The 20,431-nt window shown below is 40.6% G+C and carries 14 protein-coding genes and 1 pseudogene; 5 read left to right on the plus strand and 10 right to left on the minus strand.

The features are described from left to right. Positions 1 to 437: pseudogene (locus ACFFHT_RS03900) on the plus strand (zinc-binding dehydrogenase); the annotation flags it as partial. Between the two features lie 43 nt (positions 438 to 480). On the opposite strand, the gene ACFFHT_RS03905 reads toward ACFFHT_RS03900, so the two are convergent. The 3 genes from ACFFHT_RS03905 to ACFFHT_RS03915 are packed head-to-tail and all read right to left on the minus strand — an operon-like array spanning position 481 to position 4,564. After that, positions 481 to 1,668, minus strand: a complete 1,188-nt coding sequence (locus ACFFHT_RS03905) for an efflux RND transporter permease subunit (RefSeq protein ID WP_382373666.1) — start codon at positions 1,666 to 1,668, stop codon at positions 481 to 483. Beyond that, positions 1,580 to 3,427, minus strand: coding sequence for an efflux RND transporter permease subunit (locus ACFFHT_RS03910; protein ID WP_382373668.1), 1,848 nt, complete (start codon positions 3,425 to 3,427; stop codon positions 1,580 to 1,582). The genes ACFFHT_RS03905 and ACFFHT_RS03910 overlap by 89 nt, the downstream gene beginning before the upstream one ends. Before the next feature lie 3 nt (positions 3,428 to 3,430). Continuing rightward, positions 3,431 to 4,564, minus strand: coding sequence for an efflux RND transporter periplasmic adaptor subunit (locus ACFFHT_RS03915; RefSeq protein WP_382373670.1), 1,134 nt, complete (start codon positions 4,562 to 4,564; stop codon positions 3,431 to 3,433). Positions 4,565 to 4,711: 147 nt separating this feature from the next. Here ACFFHT_RS03915 and ACFFHT_RS03920 point away from each other — a divergent pair, with 147 nt between their 5' ends. Beyond that, positions 4,712 to 5,167 carry a MarR family winged helix-turn-helix transcriptional regulator gene (locus ACFFHT_RS03920; protein WP_382373672.1) on the plus strand — a complete coding sequence of 152 codons (456 nt, stop codon included), beginning with the start codon at positions 4,712 to 4,714 and terminating at the stop codon, positions 5,165 to 5,167. Positions 5,168 to 5,197: 30 nt separating this feature from the next. Then, a complete protein-coding gene (locus ACFFHT_RS03925) occupies positions 5,198 to 6,073 on the plus strand; it encodes an ABC transporter six-transmembrane domain-containing protein (RefSeq protein ID WP_382373674.1) in 876 nt (291 codons plus the stop codon). A gap of 113 nt (positions 6,074 to 6,186) precedes the next feature. Here the strand turns inward: ACFFHT_RS03925 and rluA are convergent, their stop codons facing one another. Together rluA and rapA are read right to left on the minus strand one after the other, a co-directional pair. Then, on the minus strand, positions 6,187 to 6,840 hold the full coding sequence (gene rluA, locus ACFFHT_RS03930) for a bifunctional tRNA pseudouridine(32) synthase/23S rRNA pseudouridine(746) synthase RluA (RefSeq protein ID WP_382373676.1): 654 nt from the start codon (positions 6,838 to 6,840) through the stop codon (positions 6,187 to 6,189). Between the two features lie 3 nt (positions 6,841 to 6,843). Continuing rightward, positions 6,844 to 9,762 carry an RNA polymerase-associated protein RapA gene (gene rapA / locus ACFFHT_RS03935; RefSeq protein ID WP_382373678.1) on the minus strand — a complete coding sequence of 973 codons (2,919 nt, stop codon included), beginning with the start codon at positions 9,760 to 9,762 and terminating at the stop codon, positions 6,844 to 6,846. 343 nt (positions 9,763 to 10,105) lie between these two features. On the opposite strand from rapA, the gene pnuC reads away from it, so the two are divergent. Then, on the plus strand, positions 10,106 to 10,783 hold the full coding sequence (gene pnuC / locus ACFFHT_RS03940) for a nicotinamide riboside transporter PnuC (RefSeq protein ID WP_382373680.1): 678 nt from the start codon (positions 10,106 to 10,108) through the stop codon (positions 10,781 to 10,783). 67 nt (positions 10,784 to 10,850) lie between these two features. Here pnuC and hslO read toward each other — a convergent pair whose 3' ends face one another. From hslO to mltF, 5 genes are all read right to left on the minus strand, one after another. Next, positions 10,851 to 11,726 (minus strand): Hsp33 family molecular chaperone HslO, encoded by an 876-nt coding sequence (hslO, locus tag ACFFHT_RS03945; RefSeq protein WP_382373682.1) that lies wholly within the window; start codon positions 11,724 to 11,726, stop codon positions 10,851 to 10,853. Between the two features lie 64 nt (positions 11,727 to 11,790). Beyond that, on the minus strand, positions 11,791 to 12,966 hold the full coding sequence (gene nhaA, locus ACFFHT_RS03950; protein WP_382373684.1) for a Na+/H+ antiporter NhaA: 1,176 nt from the start codon (positions 12,964 to 12,966) through the stop codon (positions 11,791 to 11,793). A gap of 175 nt (positions 12,967 to 13,141) precedes the next feature. Continuing rightward, positions 13,142 to 13,783, minus strand: a complete 642-nt coding sequence (gene pyrE / locus ACFFHT_RS03955; protein ID WP_382373686.1) for an orotate phosphoribosyltransferase — start codon at positions 13,781 to 13,783, stop codon at positions 13,142 to 13,144. 11 nt (positions 13,784 to 13,794) lie between these two features. Then, positions 13,795 to 14,514: a ribonuclease PH gene (rph, locus tag ACFFHT_RS03960; protein ID WP_382373688.1), complete on the minus strand. Its 720-nt coding sequence runs from the start codon at positions 14,512 to 14,514 to the stop codon at positions 13,795 to 13,797. 49 nt (positions 14,515 to 14,563) lie between these two features. Further along, positions 14,564 to 16,003, minus strand: a complete 1,440-nt coding sequence (gene mltF / locus ACFFHT_RS03965) for a membrane-bound lytic murein transglycosylase MltF (RefSeq protein ID WP_382373690.1) — start codon at positions 16,001 to 16,003, stop codon at positions 14,564 to 14,566. 148 nt (positions 16,004 to 16,151) lie between these two features. On the opposite strand from mltF, the gene purL reads away from it, so the two are divergent. Further along, a complete protein-coding gene (purL, locus tag ACFFHT_RS03970; protein WP_382373692.1) occupies positions 16,152 to 20,060 on the plus strand; it encodes a phosphoribosylformylglycinamidine synthase in 3,909 nt (1,302 codons plus the stop codon). Positions 20,061 to 20,431 lie beyond the last annotated feature (371 nt).

The following is a 20,431-nucleotide window of genomic DNA, read 5'->3' on the forward strand; positions in this document are numbered from 1 at the left end:
CAGCTCGTTACCAATCCTTATTAAATTTAGGCGTAAAGAAAATTTATGACCGAGACCATTTTAATGAACCAAGCCGACCATTAGAGAAACAGCAATTTGCTGGCGTAATTGACACGGTGGGTGGGCAAATTTTGGCAAATTTACTGAGTAAAGTGCAATATAGTGGTTGTGTGGTCTGCTGTGGTTTAGCACAAAGTTACCAACTCAATACAACGGTGATGCCATTTATTTTACGTCATATTCGTTTGCAAGGTGTGGATTCCGTCTATTTTCCATTGGAACAACGCAAAGTCGTGTGGCAAGAATTAGCGAAATTAGTGGCAGATGACTATCTGCAAACATTTACCCGAGAAATTTTGCTGGCTGATGTGCCTGTTTATGGACAAAAATTATTACAACATCAGTTATATGGTCGCACGATTGTGAAAGTTGGGTGATTATTTTATTGTTCCAAATTATTCATATATGTTTTTTACCATTTTATTCCTGTGCCCGTTGCCGATCTTCCGCAGTTACTGAAGTTAGTTGCGCCAATTTCGGCTGCAACCACGCACTAAAATCATCTACCAGCGAATACACCACTGGCACAAACACCAAACTCAATAAAGTCGAAGCGCTCAATCCGCAAATCACCGCCACCGCCATCGGTGCGCGAAATGCTGCACTGGAGCCACCCGCAAAAACAGCGGGAATCATTCCGGCAACCATTGCAATCGTTGTCATCAAAATCGGGCGTACCCGTTCTGCGCCCGAGTGCAATAACGCCGCCTCGCGCTCCTCGCCATGACTGCGTTTTTCGATCACAACGTCCACCAACAAAATTGAGTTTTTCGTTACAATCCCCATCAACATCAGGATTCCGATAACCGACGACATATCCAACGCCGCCCCATACAGTAATAAACCGATTAACGCTCCGCCAATGGATAGTGGCAGAGCCATCAAAATGGTGAACGGCTGCAAAAAATCGCGGAATAACACAATCAGCACCATCAAAACCATCAATACGCCAAATCCCATTGCCAAATCCGCTTCTACGGCAATCCGACGTGCACGATCAAAACGCTCCAAACTTGCTGCGCCTTGACCAAACGTTATGCTAGCGACGGTATTCAACGCCACCGTACCGCCATTGCTGGAAGGAATTTGCAAATGCTGCAACGTTTCCAACTGTTGGCGGTCAGTATGGTTCAGCAGCACGCGAATCGGCACTTGCCGGTCAGGAAAATCAAACCGTGCTGCAGTTCCGCTCATATCGCCGACCGTGGCAATGCGTACCACTTGCCCAACTGCCTGTGGTGTTACGCCCGCTCGTGCGGCTTCTTCCGGCAATAATTTGATGTGCAATTCTGTTTTGAGCAACGGTGCATTGATTTGTACATTTTTGACGCTCGCCAATTGTCGCATTTGCTGCTTCAAACTTTGTGCTGCCTGTTCCAATTTTTGCGGATCGTTCCCCGTGATGATAATGGATACATCGCGCTGCGCCATTTCATTCTGAAAAGTAAAGCGCAAATCGTCAAACTGATGGAGCTGTTGCCGTGTCTGTTCCTCAAACTGCTGTTGCGTTATAGTGCGTTCAGGCAATGGTTTCAAACGAATTAAAATTTCCGCCTGTGCAGGCAGGGTCGCCACTACCGCCAATCGTGGTAAAAACTGTTGCCACATTGGCATCTTGGCGCAACAAATGTTCAATTTTCTGCAATTGCGTGTCCGTCTGTTGCACGGTGCTACTTGGTGGCAAACGGACATTGATTTGGCTCATGCCGGTATCGCCTTTCGGCGTAAAACCGGTTGGCAATAACGGAATGAGAGCCAAGGAAGCGATTAAAAATACACCGCCGATGAGCAATGTCGTTTTGCGGAAATGCAGCGCCTGCGCCAACACCGCCAAATAGCTGCGCTTCAATATACTTGCTGGACGCACTTGTTGCGCTTTTTGTTCAATCGGCTGCAACAAATACGCAGCCAACAAAGGCGTCGCCAACCGAGCCACCAGCAAGGAAGAAATGACCGCTGCCGCAATCGTGACGCCAAACTGGCTAAAATACATCCCCGTTGTGCCGCCGACAAAACTCACCGGCAAAAAGACCGCCACAATTGTCGCGGTAATCGCCACTACCGCAAACCCAATCGCATCGGCGGCATCCAATGCTGCCTGATACGGGCGCTTGCCTTGGCGCAAATGCTGTTCGATATTCTCGATTTCAACAATCGCATCGTCCACCAAAATACCTACAACCAACGTAATCGCCAATAACGAAATACTGTTGAGCGTATAGTCCAGCAAATACATCACGATAAACGTCGGCAAAATCGCCAAAGGCAGTGCAATCGCCGCAATTAACGTCGAGCGCCAATTCCGCAAAAACAGCATCACGACCAAGACCGTCAAAATCGCGCCTTCCAACAAAGTCTGAATCGCAACATGGTAATTCTCTTGTGTATTCTCTACGCTGTTATACACCTCTCGGATACGCACGTCAGGATACTGCTTTGCCAAATCAAGCAGCGCCGCTTGTACGCGCTCATTCACCACCGTATCGCTTGTTCCTTTGCTGCGCGATACGGTAAAGCCCAAAACTTCCCGCCCGTTTAGGCGCGTGATACTGCGCACTTCATCGTGGCTGTTGTTCACCGTTGCCAATTCCGATAAACGTACTTTGCGATTGTCCGCTAAGGCAATCGGCAATGCTGCCAATGCGTTAATATCGTGGCTACTACCTAATACACGGATAGATTGCTCTTGCCCATATAATTGTGTTCGCCCAGCTGGAATGTTGGCATTCGTTTGTGCCAGTTGTTGGCTGACTTGGTCTGCCGTAATGCCAAATGCCCGCAACCGCTCGGCGTTTAATTCCACCCGAATTTCCTGTGCTTCACCGCCCAAACGTTTCACCTGTTGCACGCCCGGCTCGGACAGCAGGCGGCGGCTGACGGTATCATCAATAAACTGCACCAATTCCGTCTGGGTCATCGTCGGCGACTGTACCGCATAATATCCCAGCGCCCCACCTTCTATATCTGCCCGCTCAATGGTGGGATTATTGATATTCTGTGGCAATTCATCGCGGATTTGTTCAATCGCATTGCGTACGTCATTCACGGCGCGGTCTAAATCCACATTTAACTGGAATTCAACGGTGGTCATCGACGAACCTTCCGTAATCGTCGATGTAATATGTCGTACCCCCGCCATGCCCGATACCGCATTTTCAACACGGCGCGCCACCGTATTTTCCAATGCCTCTGGAGAAGCGCCGGATTGAGAAATGGTTACACTCACCATCGGGAATTTAACATTTGGCTCCGCATTAATCGGCAATTTTTGGAACGCCAAAATACCAGCAATACTCAACACCAAAAACAGCACAATCGTCGGAATCGGATGGCGAATCGACCAAGAAGAAAATTTACCTGATACCATTTTTTAATCCTTCACCAACTGCGGTACCACATGGTCGCCTTCATTCACAAATGCTGTCGCCTTACGGATCACCTGCTCATTATCTTGTAAGCCTGACACAATCTCGGTCCATGATTGATATTGCTGCCCTATCATCACCGCACGGCGCTCGACAATGTTGTCTGCATTTACGACAAACACGCTGGTCTTGTTTTCTGCATCAAATATCAACGCCGAAAAAGGCACCGTATGTGCCACTTTTTGTGTTGGCAAAATAATTTGTGCTTCGCCATATGCACCAATCGCCTGCATTTGAGGCTGCGATAGCGCAATACGCACTTTTCCCAAGCGGGTTTTGGTGTCGATTTCCGGCGAAATTAAACGCACAGTCCCTGCAATCGGTTCGCGCTGCGTCGCGATATTCACCTGCACAGCCAGCCCCAGATGCAACAACGCCCGCTCTTCGGCATTCACTTCTGCCTCAAATTCCGTCTCGCCCTGTTTAGCTAAATAAAACAACGCCTGACCATTGACGGTAAGCGCCCCAGCTACCGCATTGCGTTTCGTAATCACGCCCGCCGCTGGTGCAAGCACTTCTGCTTTATTGCGTTGATGGCGACTATCTGCCAATTGTGCTTGAATTTGCAAAATTTCCGCCTGCGCAGTTTGAATCGCTGCTTTTGCCGTCGCCACTTTGAGTGTTTGTTGATCAACTTCTTGGCGGCTGATTGCATCGGCAGCAACTAAGGCTTGATAACGTTTTAATGTTATTTTGGCTTCTTTTAATGCAGCCTGTTGCGCCATCAAATTCGCTTTGGCACGCACCAATGCCGCTTGGTTTTGTTTTAACTGGGATTGCACATTGCTATATTCCAAAGTTGCCAATATTTGACCTTTTTTCACATGATCGCCTGCTTCCACTAGAACAGATAAAACTTGTTGATCTTGCAATGCTGTTCCAATGGCAATTTCTTCCTTCGCTACCCATGTACCAGAAAGTTTTAGTGTTTTTGCAAAATCAATCTGTTGTGGTTTTATTACACTGATTTTCAGTGAAGAATCGTTGTTTTCGGCTGCCTGAAAAGACTGGGTATCTTGTTTCTGACACCCAGAGCAAAATAGACTGAATAAGCTCAGAAAGAGAATAATCATTCGCATGAAATTAAGTCCCAAATATTACTATATTTTCGGCATTATAGTATTTTTTAGGACTAAATCAAGTAAATTTTAAGACTATTTTTCTTGTATTTTTGGCTTTGTAACGTTAGAATGAAATTCATGAATGGTCATTTTTAGGACTTGATGATGCGTAGCAATAATATTGATTTATTAGGAAAATATGTTAGCGAGGCTGATGCAACAATGGAAATGTGGATAGCGAAACTTGGTTTGTCATATAACAGCTATGCGGTGTTGTATTCGTTAGCCGCGGCTGAAAATCAAGGTTTAACGCAAAAACAAATCAGCGAAGAATGGTTTTTGCCGAAACAAACCGTTTTTAATATCTGCAAAGAATTTAAAGCCAAAGGTTGGATTGAGTTTCGTGAAAGCGCAACCGACAAGCGGGAACGTATGATGTATTTGACCGATGTAGGACAAGCCAAAGCCGAGCCTGTTTGGCAGCTTACCGATCAACTCAGTCAAAAAACTTTTGCTGTGTTAGGTAAACAAAAAACAACTCAACTTTTTGCTTTACTGCAAGAATTTAGTCGAATTTGTCAGAAGCAAATGGAAGAAATTCCTATCGAAATAGACAATTAATATCTTATCTTTACTGAGTTTAAATGTGAAATGATGAAACTTATCGCTCAATCAGAGCCAACGATGCTGCGTTCGCTGAAAACGATTGGTCAACAGCATAAGAAACACTTGTTATTGACGTTTAGTTTAGTTGCGCTTGAAAATATTTTGTTCTTGATGTACCCATTGATTGGTAGTTTTGCTGTCAATGCGGTACTCAATCAGCAACTGATTTCAGCAGTGATCTATACCCTGTTGGTATTGGTCATTTGGAGTGTCGGCGCAATGCGGCGTGCCGTGGATACAAGAACTTTTACTAGAATTTATAGTGAGTTAGCCGTGCCCATTATCCTTAACCAACGAAAGAAAGGGGTAGATCTGTCCACTACCAATGCACGAGTTACGCTTTCGCGTGAGTTTGTTGATTTTTTTGAGCATCATTTGCCGATTTTAATCACATCGTTATTTTCGATTTTGGGCGCTGTGATTATGCTGTTGTGGCTTGAATTTTGGTCAGGTTTTGTGGCGTTGCTGATTATGGTGATTTTTGCTGCTATGTTGCCACATTATGCCAAAGTCAATGACCATCTTTATTTTAAGCTTAATAACCGCCTTGAAAAAGAAGTAGATTGTATTGCCCGTTCACGCCATCGTGAATTGGTGAAACATTATCATCTTATCGAAAAGTTACGTGTATTGATTTCCAATCGTGAAGCATTTGGTTATCTGATGATTGGTTGTTCAATGGCAATTTTATTTAGTGTTACATTAACCATATTGACGCATAAATCTGGTGTAACAGCAGGACATATTTATGCTGTCATTACCTATTTATGGACATTTGCTATTAGCTTAGATGATGCACCTCAGTTGGTGGAAGAGTTGTCCAAATTAAAAGATATTGGACAGCGTGTGGAGCTGGAATAAGATAAACTGATATATGACTAGCAAAATCTAATGAAAAGTTTAATCAATTAAATTGTTTATCATATCTGAAAGGCTTAATTGAGACACAATTAAGCCAATTTTTTCTATTCAATTTAAAATTCTGCTGGACAAGAAAAAGTCATTACTTCTTTCGTAATTGGATGAGTGATGGTTAGACTCTCGGCGTGTAAGCAAAGGCGAGGTGCCATTGCTTTAACTTGTGGTGGTGAATAAAACTTATCGCCTAAAATAGGGTGCCCTAATGCCAGCATATGTACGCGTAATTGGTGAGAGCGACCTGTAATGGGCGTTAGTTTTACACGCGTAGTATTATTTGGATAACGAGTGAGGACTTCGTAATGTGTTGTCGCTTTTTTCCCAACAATAAAATCAATACGTTGACGAGGACGGTTTTCCCAATCACAGATCAAAGGCAAATCAATTTGCCCCTGATCTTGTTCAAGATGTCCCCATACTAATGCTTGATAGAATTTTTTCGGTTCACGATCACGAAATTGGCGTTTTAACTCTTTTTCTGCTGCTTTGGATAGGGCAAAGAGCAATATGCCGCTGGTTGCCATATCTAAACGATGAGCGGGTTCAGTAAAACCAAATTTTGCCGCAACACGGGTCGTCGCACTATCTTGATATTGCGGTTGATTGCCAGGAACGGACAATAAGCCGCTTTGTTTATTAATCACGGCAATATGATTATCTTGATAGAGAATATGTAAACCTTCTGGTGGTTGGTAATCAATTAATGCCATACGTTACTCTTTGTTACTAATAATGACGCGTAAGCTATCTAAACGCCAACTTGCAGCATTGAGTTGCTGTAAGGATTGTTCGATCAGCTGTTCTAGCTGAGTAATTTCGTCAGGGCGAATATTCTTATTCACAGCTTGCAAGGCGGTTAAACGATTTAATTCTGCATATAATGTTTTATCTGCATTCTCGATTGCTTGTTGGATGATTTCATTGGCTTGTGGTGCAATGAGCTCTTGTGAGTGCTTAATTAAACGCTCAACATCTGCTTTTGTCATTTTAACCATTTTATTCGCCACATTTTTATTAATTGGTTTCAGCTGTTTTTCTAATCCTTTGAATGAAACCTGTGGCGCAAGATTATTCCCTTTAATATCCAATAATAAACGTACTGGTGTTGGTGGCAAGAAGCGAGTTAATTGTAATGATTTCGGTGCCTGTGCTTCGACTACATAGATTAACTCAAGTAATAATGTGCCTGCGGGTAAACCTTTATGTGGTAACAGGCTTACAGCCGTTTTACCAATATCACCAGAGGTAATTAAATCAATACCGTTGCGAACCATAGGATGATCCCAAGTGAGGAATTCTACATCTTCACGAGCTAAAGCGAGTTGACGATTAAAGGTAACGGTAGAACCATCTTCTTTTAAACCGGGGAAATCAGGGACAAGCATATGGCCTGTTGGTTGAATAACAATGGAATCTTCACCTAAATCCTCTTGTTCTAAACCAATAACATCAAAGAGATTTAAGCAGAAATTGACTAAGTCAACTTGGCCATCTTGTTGTTCAATATCGGCTGCAAGTTGTTGGGCAGCTTCACCGCCATTAGAATTTAATTCTAAGAGGCGATCTCGCCCTTGTTCTAATTCTTGTTGTAAAGTCGCTTTATCTTTGGCAACGGCTTCAATAAATTGGTTGAATTCAGCAAGATTAATTTCTGCATTATTCAAGAAACTTTGTAACTGTTTGCCATATTTCGCAAATAAAGTTGCTCCCATTGGGCAGGTTTGTTCAAATGCTCCAAGTCCTTGTTGATACCAATCCATAAGAACCATTTGTGCAGTATTGTTGAAATAAGGGACGTAAATTTGGATATCTTTATTTTGTCCAATACGATCCAAACGACCAATGGATTGTTCTAATACATCAGGATTGAGTGGTAGATTAAACAATACTAACCGACTGGCAAACTGGAAGTTTCGCCCTTCAGAACCAATGCTAGAACTGAGTAAAACTTTAGCACCATCTTCTTGTTGCGCAAAATAAGCGGCAGCACGGTCACGTTCCATAATGGACATTTTTTCGTGGAATACTGCAGATCGAATCCCCTCTTTTTCACGCAGAATTTTTTCCAGTTGTAGTACGGTGCTAGTTTGTTGACAGATAACTAATACTTTCTCTTGAGTATGATTCTTTAAAAAGGTAAATAGCCATTCAATACGAGGGTCAAATTCCCACCATGCCGCATCGTGATTGAACTGTTGGAAAATCATCTCAGGATATAACGCATCTTGGTTGCTGTTTTGATTTAATAAGTTGGCTACCTTTTGCGCGTTGGCATACTGTTTCGGTAATTCTAATTTAACCTGATGCAAAATACGTTTTGGGAAACCTTTAACCGCTTGGCGGGTATTACGGAAGAGCAGACGACTTGTGCCATGACGATCAACTAAATTTGCCATCAGTTCGTTTTTCGCTTCACGAATTTGTTCAGGATGGCTATTGGCACTATTAATTACGCGAAGTAATGGTTCGATATCTTGTTCCGATAAGAGTTCTGTGAGAATGTTTTGTTCATCATTCGTTAATTTATGATCAGATAACAAACTATTCACGGCATCAGCGACTGGACGGTAATGAGCTTGTTCATCCACAAAGGCTTGATAATCATAGAAACGGTTTGGATCTAACAGACGTAAACGTGCAAAATGGCTTTCCTGTCCTAGTTGCTCAGGGGTTGCGGTTAACAGTAAAACGGAAGCTGTTTGTGTGGCTAACTTTTCCACAAAAGAGTAAGCCTCGCTTGGTGCATCAACGTGCCATTGTAAATGGTGAGCTTCATCGACAATGAGCATATCCCATTGTGCTTCAATCGCCTCTTGCATCCGATTTTGCTGCGTGATTAACCAATCTAATGAACAAATCACTAATGATTCACTTTCAAATGGATTAACTTTAATACTACGTCCATCTTCATCTTTGCGATCGAAATCTTGGCAACGTTCTTCATCAAATAGTGAAAAATTGAGATTAAAACGGCGTAACATCTCAACTAGCCATTGGTGCTGCAATGTTTCAGGAACTAAAATCAAGACACGCTCAACACGTCCAGAGAAGAGCTGTTGTTGTAGAATCATTCCTGCTTCTAATGTTTTACCTAAACCAACTTCATCTGCGAGTAAGACGCGTGGTGATAAACGGCGACCCACTTCTTGTGCAATATGTAATTGATGTGGAATTAAACTCGCACGGGTACCACGCAGACCACGCAATGGTGATTGGAATTGTTGCTGTTGATGTTGTAAGGCTTGATAGCGTAATGAAAAACGATCATTACGATCAATTTGAGCTGAAAAGAGGCGATCTTGCGGTTTACTAAAGGTAATTTGATGAGCAAGTTCTAATTCTTTAATCACCACTTCTTCATTAGTTGTTAAATTTTTAGCCAGATATAAGGCGACACCGTGATTTTCCATTACATCAAGCACTTCTGCTTGCCATCCTTCATGATGGCTAATAATGTCACCAACTTGAAACAACACTCTTGTCATCGGGGCAACTGCAACAGAATATACACGGGTTTCATTTGCAGCTGGGAATAAAAAAGTAACAGTACGGTTATCGACTGCAGTAACTAATCCCAATCCTAGGTTATTTTCACTTTCACTAATCCAACGTTGTCCAATGGTAAATGACATAGTTTATGTTCTTCTCTTGTTTGTATTAATCAATCATAAAAATAAGCGCGGATTTTACTCTGAATAGCTAGGAATTCCAAAGGGTTTAGCTGTTTTATTTAGGTTTAGAAGAAGATTTATTTCTATTGAAAGCGTTGTTGATTCTGTAGCCTAGATATTAGATTTTTAACAAACTATTGTGATTTTTGTGGCATAAGCTCATTTTTTAGTAGGGAATTTTTCTTTATAAAGAAGGTAAAAGCTACATTTTTCTTTTGTTTTTTCAATTTTAAAATAAAAATAGTGCATATCCATTTCGGAATGGGTAGAATGAGTTTTTCAAAAAATCCCAATGGGAGGGGAAATGTTTACACTTAAAGATCTCCAACAAGAGTTTTTTGGCGGTTGGACAAAATTCGAGGTATTTTGGCTTATACTTTTCTTAGCATTACAAATTGGTACTTATATTTATCAACCTGATTCATTGCTAGCAATGATTTCAGGTATTGCGGGTATTTTGTGCGTGGTATTTGCGGGTAAAGGGAAAATTAGTAACTATCTCTTTGGCTTAATTTTTGCGTACACTTATTTTTATGTAGCATGGGATAATAAATTTTATGGTGAAATGACTACGACACTTTATGTTTATATTCCAGCACAATTTATCGGTTATTTCCTCTGGAAAGCCAATATGCAAAAAGATGCTGAGGGTGAAAGTGTGGTCGCAAAAGCACTTGATTTCAAAGGTTGGTTAGTCACTATCGTAAGTATTGCAGTTTGTTCCGCATTATTTATTGCGTTTTTAAAAACAACGGATGGAAACTCCGTTATTCTCGATGGGGTAACTACTGTTATGGTGATTGCAGCGCAATTATTGATGATTTTACGTTATCGTGAACAGTGGATACTTTGGATTGTGATTAATGTACTTTCCATTATTTTATGGGCAGAGACTGCAGCAATGTATATTATGTATGGTGCATATTTATTGAACTCCCTCTACGGTTATTACAATTGGACTAAATTAGCAAAACAGGCATAGTTGTTTGTAAGATACTTAGTGAGAAAAACGCTTATTCTTCGTTGAATAAGCGTTTTTTGTTGGTTGATTAATGTAGGCTTTGTTGTTTAATTTCTCTTACTTTTTGTTCAGTGAAAATATAGTGTTTGCCACAACATTCACACTGAATATCTAACTCTGGTTTTTCCGCAAAAATTTCAGTAATTTCTTCTTCCGAAAGTAAGCTGATTGCACCTGCAGAACGCTCTTCAGAACAACCACAGAAAAATTCTGTGGTATGTGGAGGATAAATTTCTACCGTTTCTTCGTGATATAAACGATATAACATCTCTTCTGCGGTCAAACCAAATAACTCTTCGTCTTTTACTGTTGCGGTTAAGGTGGCAAGATGATCAAAGTCATCAGGTGAACCTTGTCCATCAGGCATAATTTGTAACAACATACCAGCAGCAACGGCTTCACCTTGATATTCACCAAAATGAATAAATAGCTTGGTTTGTAACTGTTCAGAACGAATAAAGTAATCTTCTAAGCATTCAGTAATAGTTGGTTTATCTAATGCGATGACACCTTGATAACGTTCTCCCTCTTCGGGGATGATAGAAATAACTAATACGGCTTTTCCAACCATATCAGAGAGGCTCATTTGATCAGTAATGTCGCCTTGTACACGTGCTAATGCACGTAATTGTTGCTGATCATTACCATTGACTAATGCTAATCTCAAAGGTCCATCGCCTTGGATTTGTACGGTAATGTTTCCTTTAAATTTTAAGGTGGCGGTCAATAAACTGGTTGCGACTAGTAATTCACCAAGCAGATTTTGTACTTTGCGTGGATAGTGATGCGTATTAAGGGTTTCAGTAAATGTCTTATTTAAGCGAACCCATTCGCCACGCACTGCACGATTGTTAAATAAAAAACGATAAAGTTTATCGTTGTCTTGTGTATAAGTCTTTGTCATAAAGTTGTACCTCAAAAAAATCTCTCCCAATATAAGGATAGGTTTTAGATTTACAAGAGAGTAATTAGTGATTTTTGGTTATCTGTTTTAGAGTAAAGAAACCTAAAATGGCTGATAATGTGGATGCGGTTAAGATCCCAATTCTTGCCAGAATATTGAGTTCGTGCGCATCTTGTTCAAAAGCCAAACCTGATAAGAACATAGACATCGTAAACCCAATACCACATAACAGTGAAACGGCAAAAATATGGCGGAAATAAATGCCTTCAGGTAACTTAGTTAATTTCATTTTGACCGAGAGATAACTAAAGCCAAATACGCCAATAGGTTTACCAATAAATAATCCAAGTAATACAGCAAATGGGAGTGGTGAAACTAAAGTTTGCCAATCAACACCTTGAAATGAAATGCCCGCATTAGCAAAAGCAAATAACGGTAAAATCATAAATGTTACCCAAGGAGCAAGAGCGTGTTCTACTCTATGAACTAAATTTTCGCCGTTACTTGCTTGGAGGGGAATGGCAAAACCGATAATCACGCCAGCCAAGGTGGCATGTACTCCAGATTTTAATACGCACACCCATAAAATAATGCCAACTACGCCGTAAGGTGTCAGTGAACTCACTTTGTAACGATTCAATAAGAATAAAATGAGAATGGAGCAACTTGCCCCAATTAATGCCACTGAACCTAATTCACTAGAGAAGAAAAGGGCAATAACGATAATGGCACCTAAGTCATCAATAATGGCTAGGGCTAACAGGAAGATTTTTAACGGTAAAGGGACATTTTTACCAACTAAAGCCATAATACCGAGTGCGAATGCAATATCGGTTGCCATCGGGATTGCCCAACCTTTACTTAGTTCAGGTGAGGTTGAGGTGGCGAAATAGAAAAATAGTGCAGGAACGATCATTCCACCTAAAGCAGCAATAGCAGGAAATAATGCAGTTTTATAATTGGATAGTGATCCTGTGAAAAGTTCTTTTTTCACTTCTAAACCAATGGATAAAAAGAAAATAGCCATTAAGCCATCATTAATCCAAAGTAATAGGGGTTTGTGTAGGCGAAAATCGCCGAATTGAAAGGCAACGATAGTTTTAAGAAATGCTTGATAAAGCTGTGTCGTAGCGGAAAGATTAGCGAAAATAATGGCTAAAAAAGTCGCAAATAATAATAGGATACCGCCAGCAGGTTCACTTGTTATGAATTGTTTTAGTCGTTGTGATAGTTTTTGCATAAGGACTCCCAAAAGCTAAAAGAAAAATAATGTAATGAATAAGCTAGCTTGAGATTATGTTATCCAAACGTGTAGCTATTTATTTAAGTGAGAAATTAGTTATACCACATTCTAGGGATGGAGTTTGTGTTATTTGCTATTACCACCTAGCAATAACTAGGTGGCTAGACCATCATTAGATCCCGTATTGTTGCCGATATGCCAACATTTTTGGTAGGAACTGGGCGTATTGTTCAGACTGTTGTAAATAGGTCAATAGATGTTCAAATGTAATAATCGAACTGACTTGACAGTGATAATCGCGTTCAACTTCTTGAATCGCAGAAAGTTCTCCTTTCCCTTTTTCTTGTCGATCCAAAGCAATCATCACACCTGCAAGCATAGCATTATTTGCTGCAATTAATTGCATTGATTCACGGATAGCTGTACCTGCGGTAATGACATCATCAATTAATAACACTTTCCCTTGTAATGGACTACCAATTAAGTTGCCACCTTCACCATGATCTTTGGCTTCTTTGCGATTAAAACAGACTGGTTTATTCAAATTGAAATGATGATAAAGGGCGGTTGCAGTAGCAGTTGCAATAGGGATGCCCTTATAAGCAGGGCCAAAAATAACATCATATTCCAGTTGTTGAGCCTGAATGGCTTCCGCATAGAATTGCCCCAATTTTGCTAAATCTTCACCAGTATTAAATAAACCAGCATTGAAAAAATAAGGACTAATTCGACCTGATTTTAAAGTAAACTCACCAAATTTTAATACTTGGCGACTTAACGCAAATTCAATAAATTGTTGTTGATAGGCTTGCATTTTCTTTCCTATTAGACTTGAGCTAAAGCGGCTTTTTGTGCTTGATTAATTTGTGAAATACCTTGTTTTGCTAATGCAAGTAATTCTAGCAATTCTTCATGGCTAAATGGCTCACCCTCAGCAGTCCCTTGGATTTCAATCATTTTGCCTTCATCGGTCATCACCACATTCATATCCGTTTCGGCATTAGAATCTTCAATATATTCAAGATCGCATACTTTTTGATTATCAACGATACCAACCGAAACCGCTGCAACTAACCCTTTGATTGGGTTTTGGGTAAGTGTGCCATTATCTAAGAGTGTTTGAATCGCATCATATAAGGCAACCGCAGCCCCACTGATTGCAGCAGTGCGTGTACCGCCATCTGCTTGAATAACATCACAATCTAACGTGATGGTACGTTCACCAAGTAAGTTTAAATCAATCATTGCTCGTAAAGAACGACCAATTAAACGTTGGATTTCCATTGTTCGTCCACTTTGTTTACCTTTCGCAGCTTCACGCTGTGTACGGACATTGGTTGCACGAGGTAGCATACCGTATTCAGCGGTAATCCAACCTTGATTTTGTCCTTTTAGAAAACGAGGTACAGAATCTTCAATAGTTGCATTACATAGCACTTTGGTATCACCAAATTCGATTAATACTGATCCTTCGGCATGCTTGGTATAGTGGCGGGTAATTTTAATTGGACGCATTGCATCAGTTGCACGATCATTTGGACGCATAATAGATAAATCTCCAAGTTAGCAAAAAATAAAAGAAATTTTAGCACAATTACAGTGGGTTTTGATTGACTGCAGGTAGATTTGTTTCTATTGGATTGTCATGTGGAAGCTGTGCTTGTTCTTGGATTCGATAATAATTCACTATACTGTTATGATAGCGACGAATGTTTTCGACATATTGATAGGCTTCATAGCCACGAGCATAGCCAAATTTTAATTTACTATAATATTTTTTATCGGCTAACAACGGTAAATTGGCTTTCACATCTAGCCAATTATTGGGGTCCCCACCTAAATTTTCTGTTAAACGACGAACATCGAGTAAATGTCCTAAACCTAAGTTATAAGCGACAAGAGCAAACCAAATTTTATCTTCTGTTGCAATGGTTTCAGGCATTTTTCCTAATAACATATGTAGATATTCGGCACCTGCTTTAATACTTTGTTCAGGATCGGTTCGATCTGCAATCTTCATTCGACTTGCGGTTTCTTTGGTTAACATCATTATTCCGCGCACCCCAGTCGGCGAAGTGGCATTTGCATCCCAATGTGACTCTTGATAAGAAATAGCAGCAAGGAGTTTCCAATCTAATGGAGCAGCATAACGCTGAAAGAATGCTAAATAGGCTGGTAAAGTATTTTCTATCGCTGAGATGTAAGTTTTAGCATCAACATAATCAAATTGTGAGAGATGGCTAAAATATTTTTCTTCAATACGCGAGATAAGCCCTGATTCTTTGGACGAGTTCATAAAATCTAGTAGTGCAGCTTGTAATTCATTATAAGGATTGTGTGGTAAATACCAATGTACAGAAGTTTCTTCAGTTAAATCAAATCCAACAGCTAGATTAGGTTTAACTTGTTGAATCGAAGCAACATCTATTGAGCTTGCAATCGTGTAATCTACCTCTCCATTAGCAACAGCAAGTAGGGCTTCTTCTGGAGAGATATTGTTATCTACTCGCCACTCTAATTGAGGATATTGTTGTTTTAACTCCGAAAGTTTTTTTTGCAAATTGACATTATTGGTAATCAGTAATTTCCCTTTTAATTGGTTGATATCATAAGGACGAGGCTTATCTTTGCGATAAACAAGTTGCCAAGAAGCAGAATAGTAACTCGGACCAAGTTGAAAATGTTCTGCTTGTTCTGGTTGATACATTAAATTTGCTGCCGCAAGATCGATTTGGTTGTTTGCTAGTGCATGAAAGAGTTCTTCAGAATTATCAAAGGTTTTAATATTGAGTTGTACTCCAAGATAGTCGGCAAAGGCTTTGGTTAGTTCGTACTCTAATCCTGCTGCACCATTAGCATTGATGAAATAAGAGAAGGCATTATTAATTGTACCAACTACTAATTCATCACGCTGCTTAATTGAAGAATAAAGATTATCATCAGAACGCATAATTTTTTGCCATGGGAAAACCATGTCAATAGCCCATAATAATAGACCGAACGCTAGAATGATACGAATGGATAATCCTTTCAAAGAAACCTCAATAGTTGGCAATAAAAAGGCGCATTGTATAAGATCTAATCGATAAGTACAAATTAGCTAATGCGCAAACGTTTCCGTTTGTTGTGAGTTCAGGTATAATATGCGCCGATTTTTTCATTTACAGTTAGGTAATAATGCTATGATGCTGATTTTCCGTGGTGCAACCGCTCTTTCTGATTTTCGACTCTCCCGCCTTTCTTCACAACTTGCAGAACAACAAATTTTATTGCGTAACTGCGAAACGCATTATCTCTATTTTGTGGAAGTAAAAAAGCCACTGAATCCTGAACAAATTGATCATTTAAATCAGCTTTTTGAAGCGAATGCCGTAATGTCTTTCCCAGTTACTCAAGCAACGGAAAGTTTCTTACAGGGGCAAATCGTGATTCCACGTATAGGGACAATTTCCCCTTGGTCATCGAAAGCGACAGATATTATCCATAGTTGTGGTTTAAGTGATGTGGTACGTGCTGAAAGAGGAATTCTCTATCATTGTGAATTTGATACGGTATTAACGGCAGCACAACAAGATCAATTCGTGAAATTGATCCACGATCGTATGATGGAAGAAGTTGTAGAGGATTATGACCGTTTAGTTGAAATTTTTGCGCAACAAGATCCAAAACCATTAAAAACAGTGGATTTATTAGTAGGAGGCCGAGCAGCGTTAGAGCAAGCTAACGTAGAATTAGGCTTAGCGTTAGCCAGTGATGAAATTGACTATTTAGTAGAACAGTTCACTTTGTTAGGTCGTAATCCAACAGATGTTGAATTGTATATGTTTGCGCAAGCAAACTCTGAACATTGTCGCCATAAAATTTTTAATGCAGATTGGGTTATTGACGGCGAAGCACAGGCAAAATCATTGTTTAAAATGATTAAAAATACCTATGAAAAAACACCTGATTATGTGTTGTCTGCTTATAAAGATAATGCCGCTGTTATGGAGGGTTCCGCAGCGGGACGTTTCTTCCCAGATCAAGATGGTACTTATCGTTATCATACTGAACAAATGCCAATTTTGATGAAGGTCGAAACGCATAATCACCCAACAGCAATCTCACCATTCCCAGGCGCTGCAACAGGTTCAGGCGGAGAAATTCGTGATGAAGGTGCAACAGGACGAGGTTCAAAACCAAAAGCAGGATTAGTCGGTTTTTCAGTTTCTAATTTATGTATTCCTAACTATCAACAACCTTGGGAAGGGAAACTTTCAAAACCAAATCGAATTGCGTCTGCATTAGACATTATGTTGGAAGCTCCGCTTGGTGGTGCTGCATTTAATAATGAATTTGGTCGCCCATCGTTATTAGGTTATTTCCGTACTTATGAAGAAAAAGTGAATAGTTTTAATGGCGAAGAAGTGCGTGGTTATCACAAACCAATTATGCTGGCTGGCGGAATGGGAAATATCCGTGAAGAACATATCCAAAAAGGTGAAATCCCCGTTGGAGCAAAATTAGTGGTATTGGGTGGGCCTGCGATGAATATCGGGCTTGGTGGTGGAGCAGCCTCTTCAATGACATCAGGCAAATCAGCGGAAAATTTAGATTTTGCGTCTGTACAACGAGATAACCCTGAAATGGAACGTCGTTGCCAAGAAGTGATTGACCGTTGCTGGCAAATGGGAGCAGAAAATCCAATTCTCTTTATTCATGATGTGGGGGCAGGCGGTTTATCGAATGCAATGCCAGAGTTAGTGCATGATGGTGGTCGAGGCGGACGCTTTGAATTGCGTAAAATCTTGAGTGATGAGCGTAATATGAGCCCATTAGAAATTTGGTGTAATGAGTCGCAGGAACGTTATGTATTAGCAGTGAATGCCGATAAATTACCACTGTTTGAACAATTATGCGCTCGAGAGAAAGTCCCGTATGCGGTGATTGGTGAAGCAACAGAAGAACAGCATTTAACGTTACATGATGAGCATTTTGCGAATAAACCGATTGATTTACCAATGAATGTGCTACTTGGTAAAACGCCAAAAATGCAGCGTAATGAAGTATCAAAACAGGTGAATTCACCAGCATTAGCAACAGAAAAAATTGATTTAAGCGAAGCGCTACATCGAGTATTACGCCTACCCGTTGTAGCGGAAAAAACTTTCTTGATCACGATTGGCGATCGTTCAATCACAGGAATGGTTGCACGAGATCAAATGGTGGGACCGTGGCAAATTCCAGTGGCAGATTATGGTATGACAACAGCAAGTTTTGATACCTACCACGGAGAAGCAATGTCTATTGGTGAACGTGCGCCAGTTGCGTTACTTGACTTTGCCGCGTCTGCTCGCTTAGCGGTTGCAGAAGCAATTACCAATTTAGCACCAGTCAATATTGGCGAATTAAAACGGGTAAAACTGTCTGCTAACTGGATGTCTGCTGCGGATCACCCTGGTGAAGGAGTAGGTTTATATCAAGCAGTAAAAGCGATTGGTGAGGAACTTTGTCCAGCGTTAGGTTTAACTATTCCAGTGGGTAAAGATTCCATGTCAATGAAAACAACATGGCAAGAAAATGGTGAGCAGAAAACCGTTACTGCACCGCTTTCGTTAGTGATTAGTGCATTTTCACGTGTAGAAGATGTGAGAAAAGCGGTAACACCGCAACTTCGTACGGATAAAGGTGCAAATGAGCTAATTTTATTGGATCTTGGTGAAGGAAAGAATCGCTTAGGGGCAACAGCATTAGCACAAGTCTATAAACAATTAGGAGATAAACCTGCGGATGTTGAAAATCCTCAACGTCTAAAAGCCTTTTTTGATGTAATGCAGCAATTAGTCCAAGATCAAAAATTGCTTGCTTATCATGACCGTTCTGATGGTGGGTTGGTCGTAACATTGGCTGAAATGGCGTTTGCGGGAAATTGTGGTGTAACAGTTGATATTGAGAAGTTAGGTAACGATGATCTAGCAGTATTGTTTAATGAGGAATTAGGTGCTGTATTACAAATTCGCCAAGCAGATCATCAATATGTGTGGGATATTCTCGCTCAGTATCAATTAACAGAGATTGCAACTGTTTTAGGTGAAGTTACGGCGGATAATGAGATTATCATTAAGCGTGGAGAAAAATTAGTTTTACAACAATCTCGTTCTGTATTACGTCAAATTTGGGGCGAGCTTACATGGCAAATGCAGCGTTTACGTGATAATCCAGCTTGTGCTGATCAAGAGTATGCAGCAAAACAGCAAGCAGATAATCCAGGATTATCGGCTAAGCTCAGTTACGATCCAAACCATGATGTGGCTGCACCTTATATTGCAGTAGGTGTTAGACCGAAAATTGCAATCTTACGTGAGCAAGGTGTAAATAGCCATGTAGAAATGGCAGCGGCATTTGATCGAGCAGGTTTCCAAGCCTTCGATGTGCATATGAGTGATTTAATTGCAGGTCGCCATAATTTAGTCCGTTTTGATGCATTAGTGGCATGTGGTGGATTCTCTTATGGTGATGTACTTGGTGCTGGTGGTGGTTGGGCAAAATCTATCCTATTCCACAATGATTTACGTGAGCAGTTTAGCCGTTTCTTTGCGGACCAAAGTAAAATAGCATTAGGGGTATGTAATGGTTGTCAAATGATTTCACATTTGAAAGAGATTATTCCTGGTGCTGATTTATGGCCGAAGTTTGTACGTAATCGTTCAGAACGTTTTGAAGCACGTGTTGGCTTAGTTAGAATTAATGAAAATAACTCATTATGGTTCGAGGGAATGGCAGGGTCTCATATGCCGATTGCTGTATCACATGGAGAGGGAAGAACAGAATTTGCCTCTGAACAACAAATTGTTGAGCTACAACAAAATCAACAAATTATTGCGCAGTATGTGGATAATTATATTCATCCAACTGAACAATACCCAGCCAATCCAAATGGTTCTCCATTGGGGATCACCGCGATAAGTAACCGAGATGGACGTATTGCGATTATGATGCCGCATCCTGAGCGAGTTTTCCGTAGTGTGACTAACTCTTGGTATCCTGATGATTGGAGTGAAGATGGTGCTTGGATGCGTTTATTCCGTAATGCACGAGCCGCTTTAAAATAAGGAAAAGTTCGGAAAATAGACGTTTCGTTGAAAAAAACAGCGAACAAGTAAAAAAATCAAAAATAGGGTTGCAAGGCGAGAAAAAATGCCTATAATGCCGCCTCACGCAACAAGAGCAAGGAAACAGCCTTACAGAGGGTAAGGCTGGATTCTAGAGAGAAGAAAAAACTTCTAAAAATCTTGTTGACAAGGCAAGTCGAGTTAAGTAGTATAGACAGCCTTTGCTGCGTAAGGCAGCAAGAAAATGTTCTTTAAAAAACCAATAACAGACAATCTGTGTGGGCATTCGGTAGGGAACTTTTTTAGACTGTGAAGAAAGAAGTTTTAAAAAGAATACCTTGAATGCTGAAAACTCAGAAATTCATTAAGAT

Origin of the sequence: Gallibacterium melopsittaci, assembly GCF_042433085.1 — a bacterium.
In the GTDB taxonomy this organism is placed as follows: Bacteria; Pseudomonadota; Gammaproteobacteria; order Enterobacterales; family Pasteurellaceae; genus Gallibacterium; species Gallibacterium melopsittaci.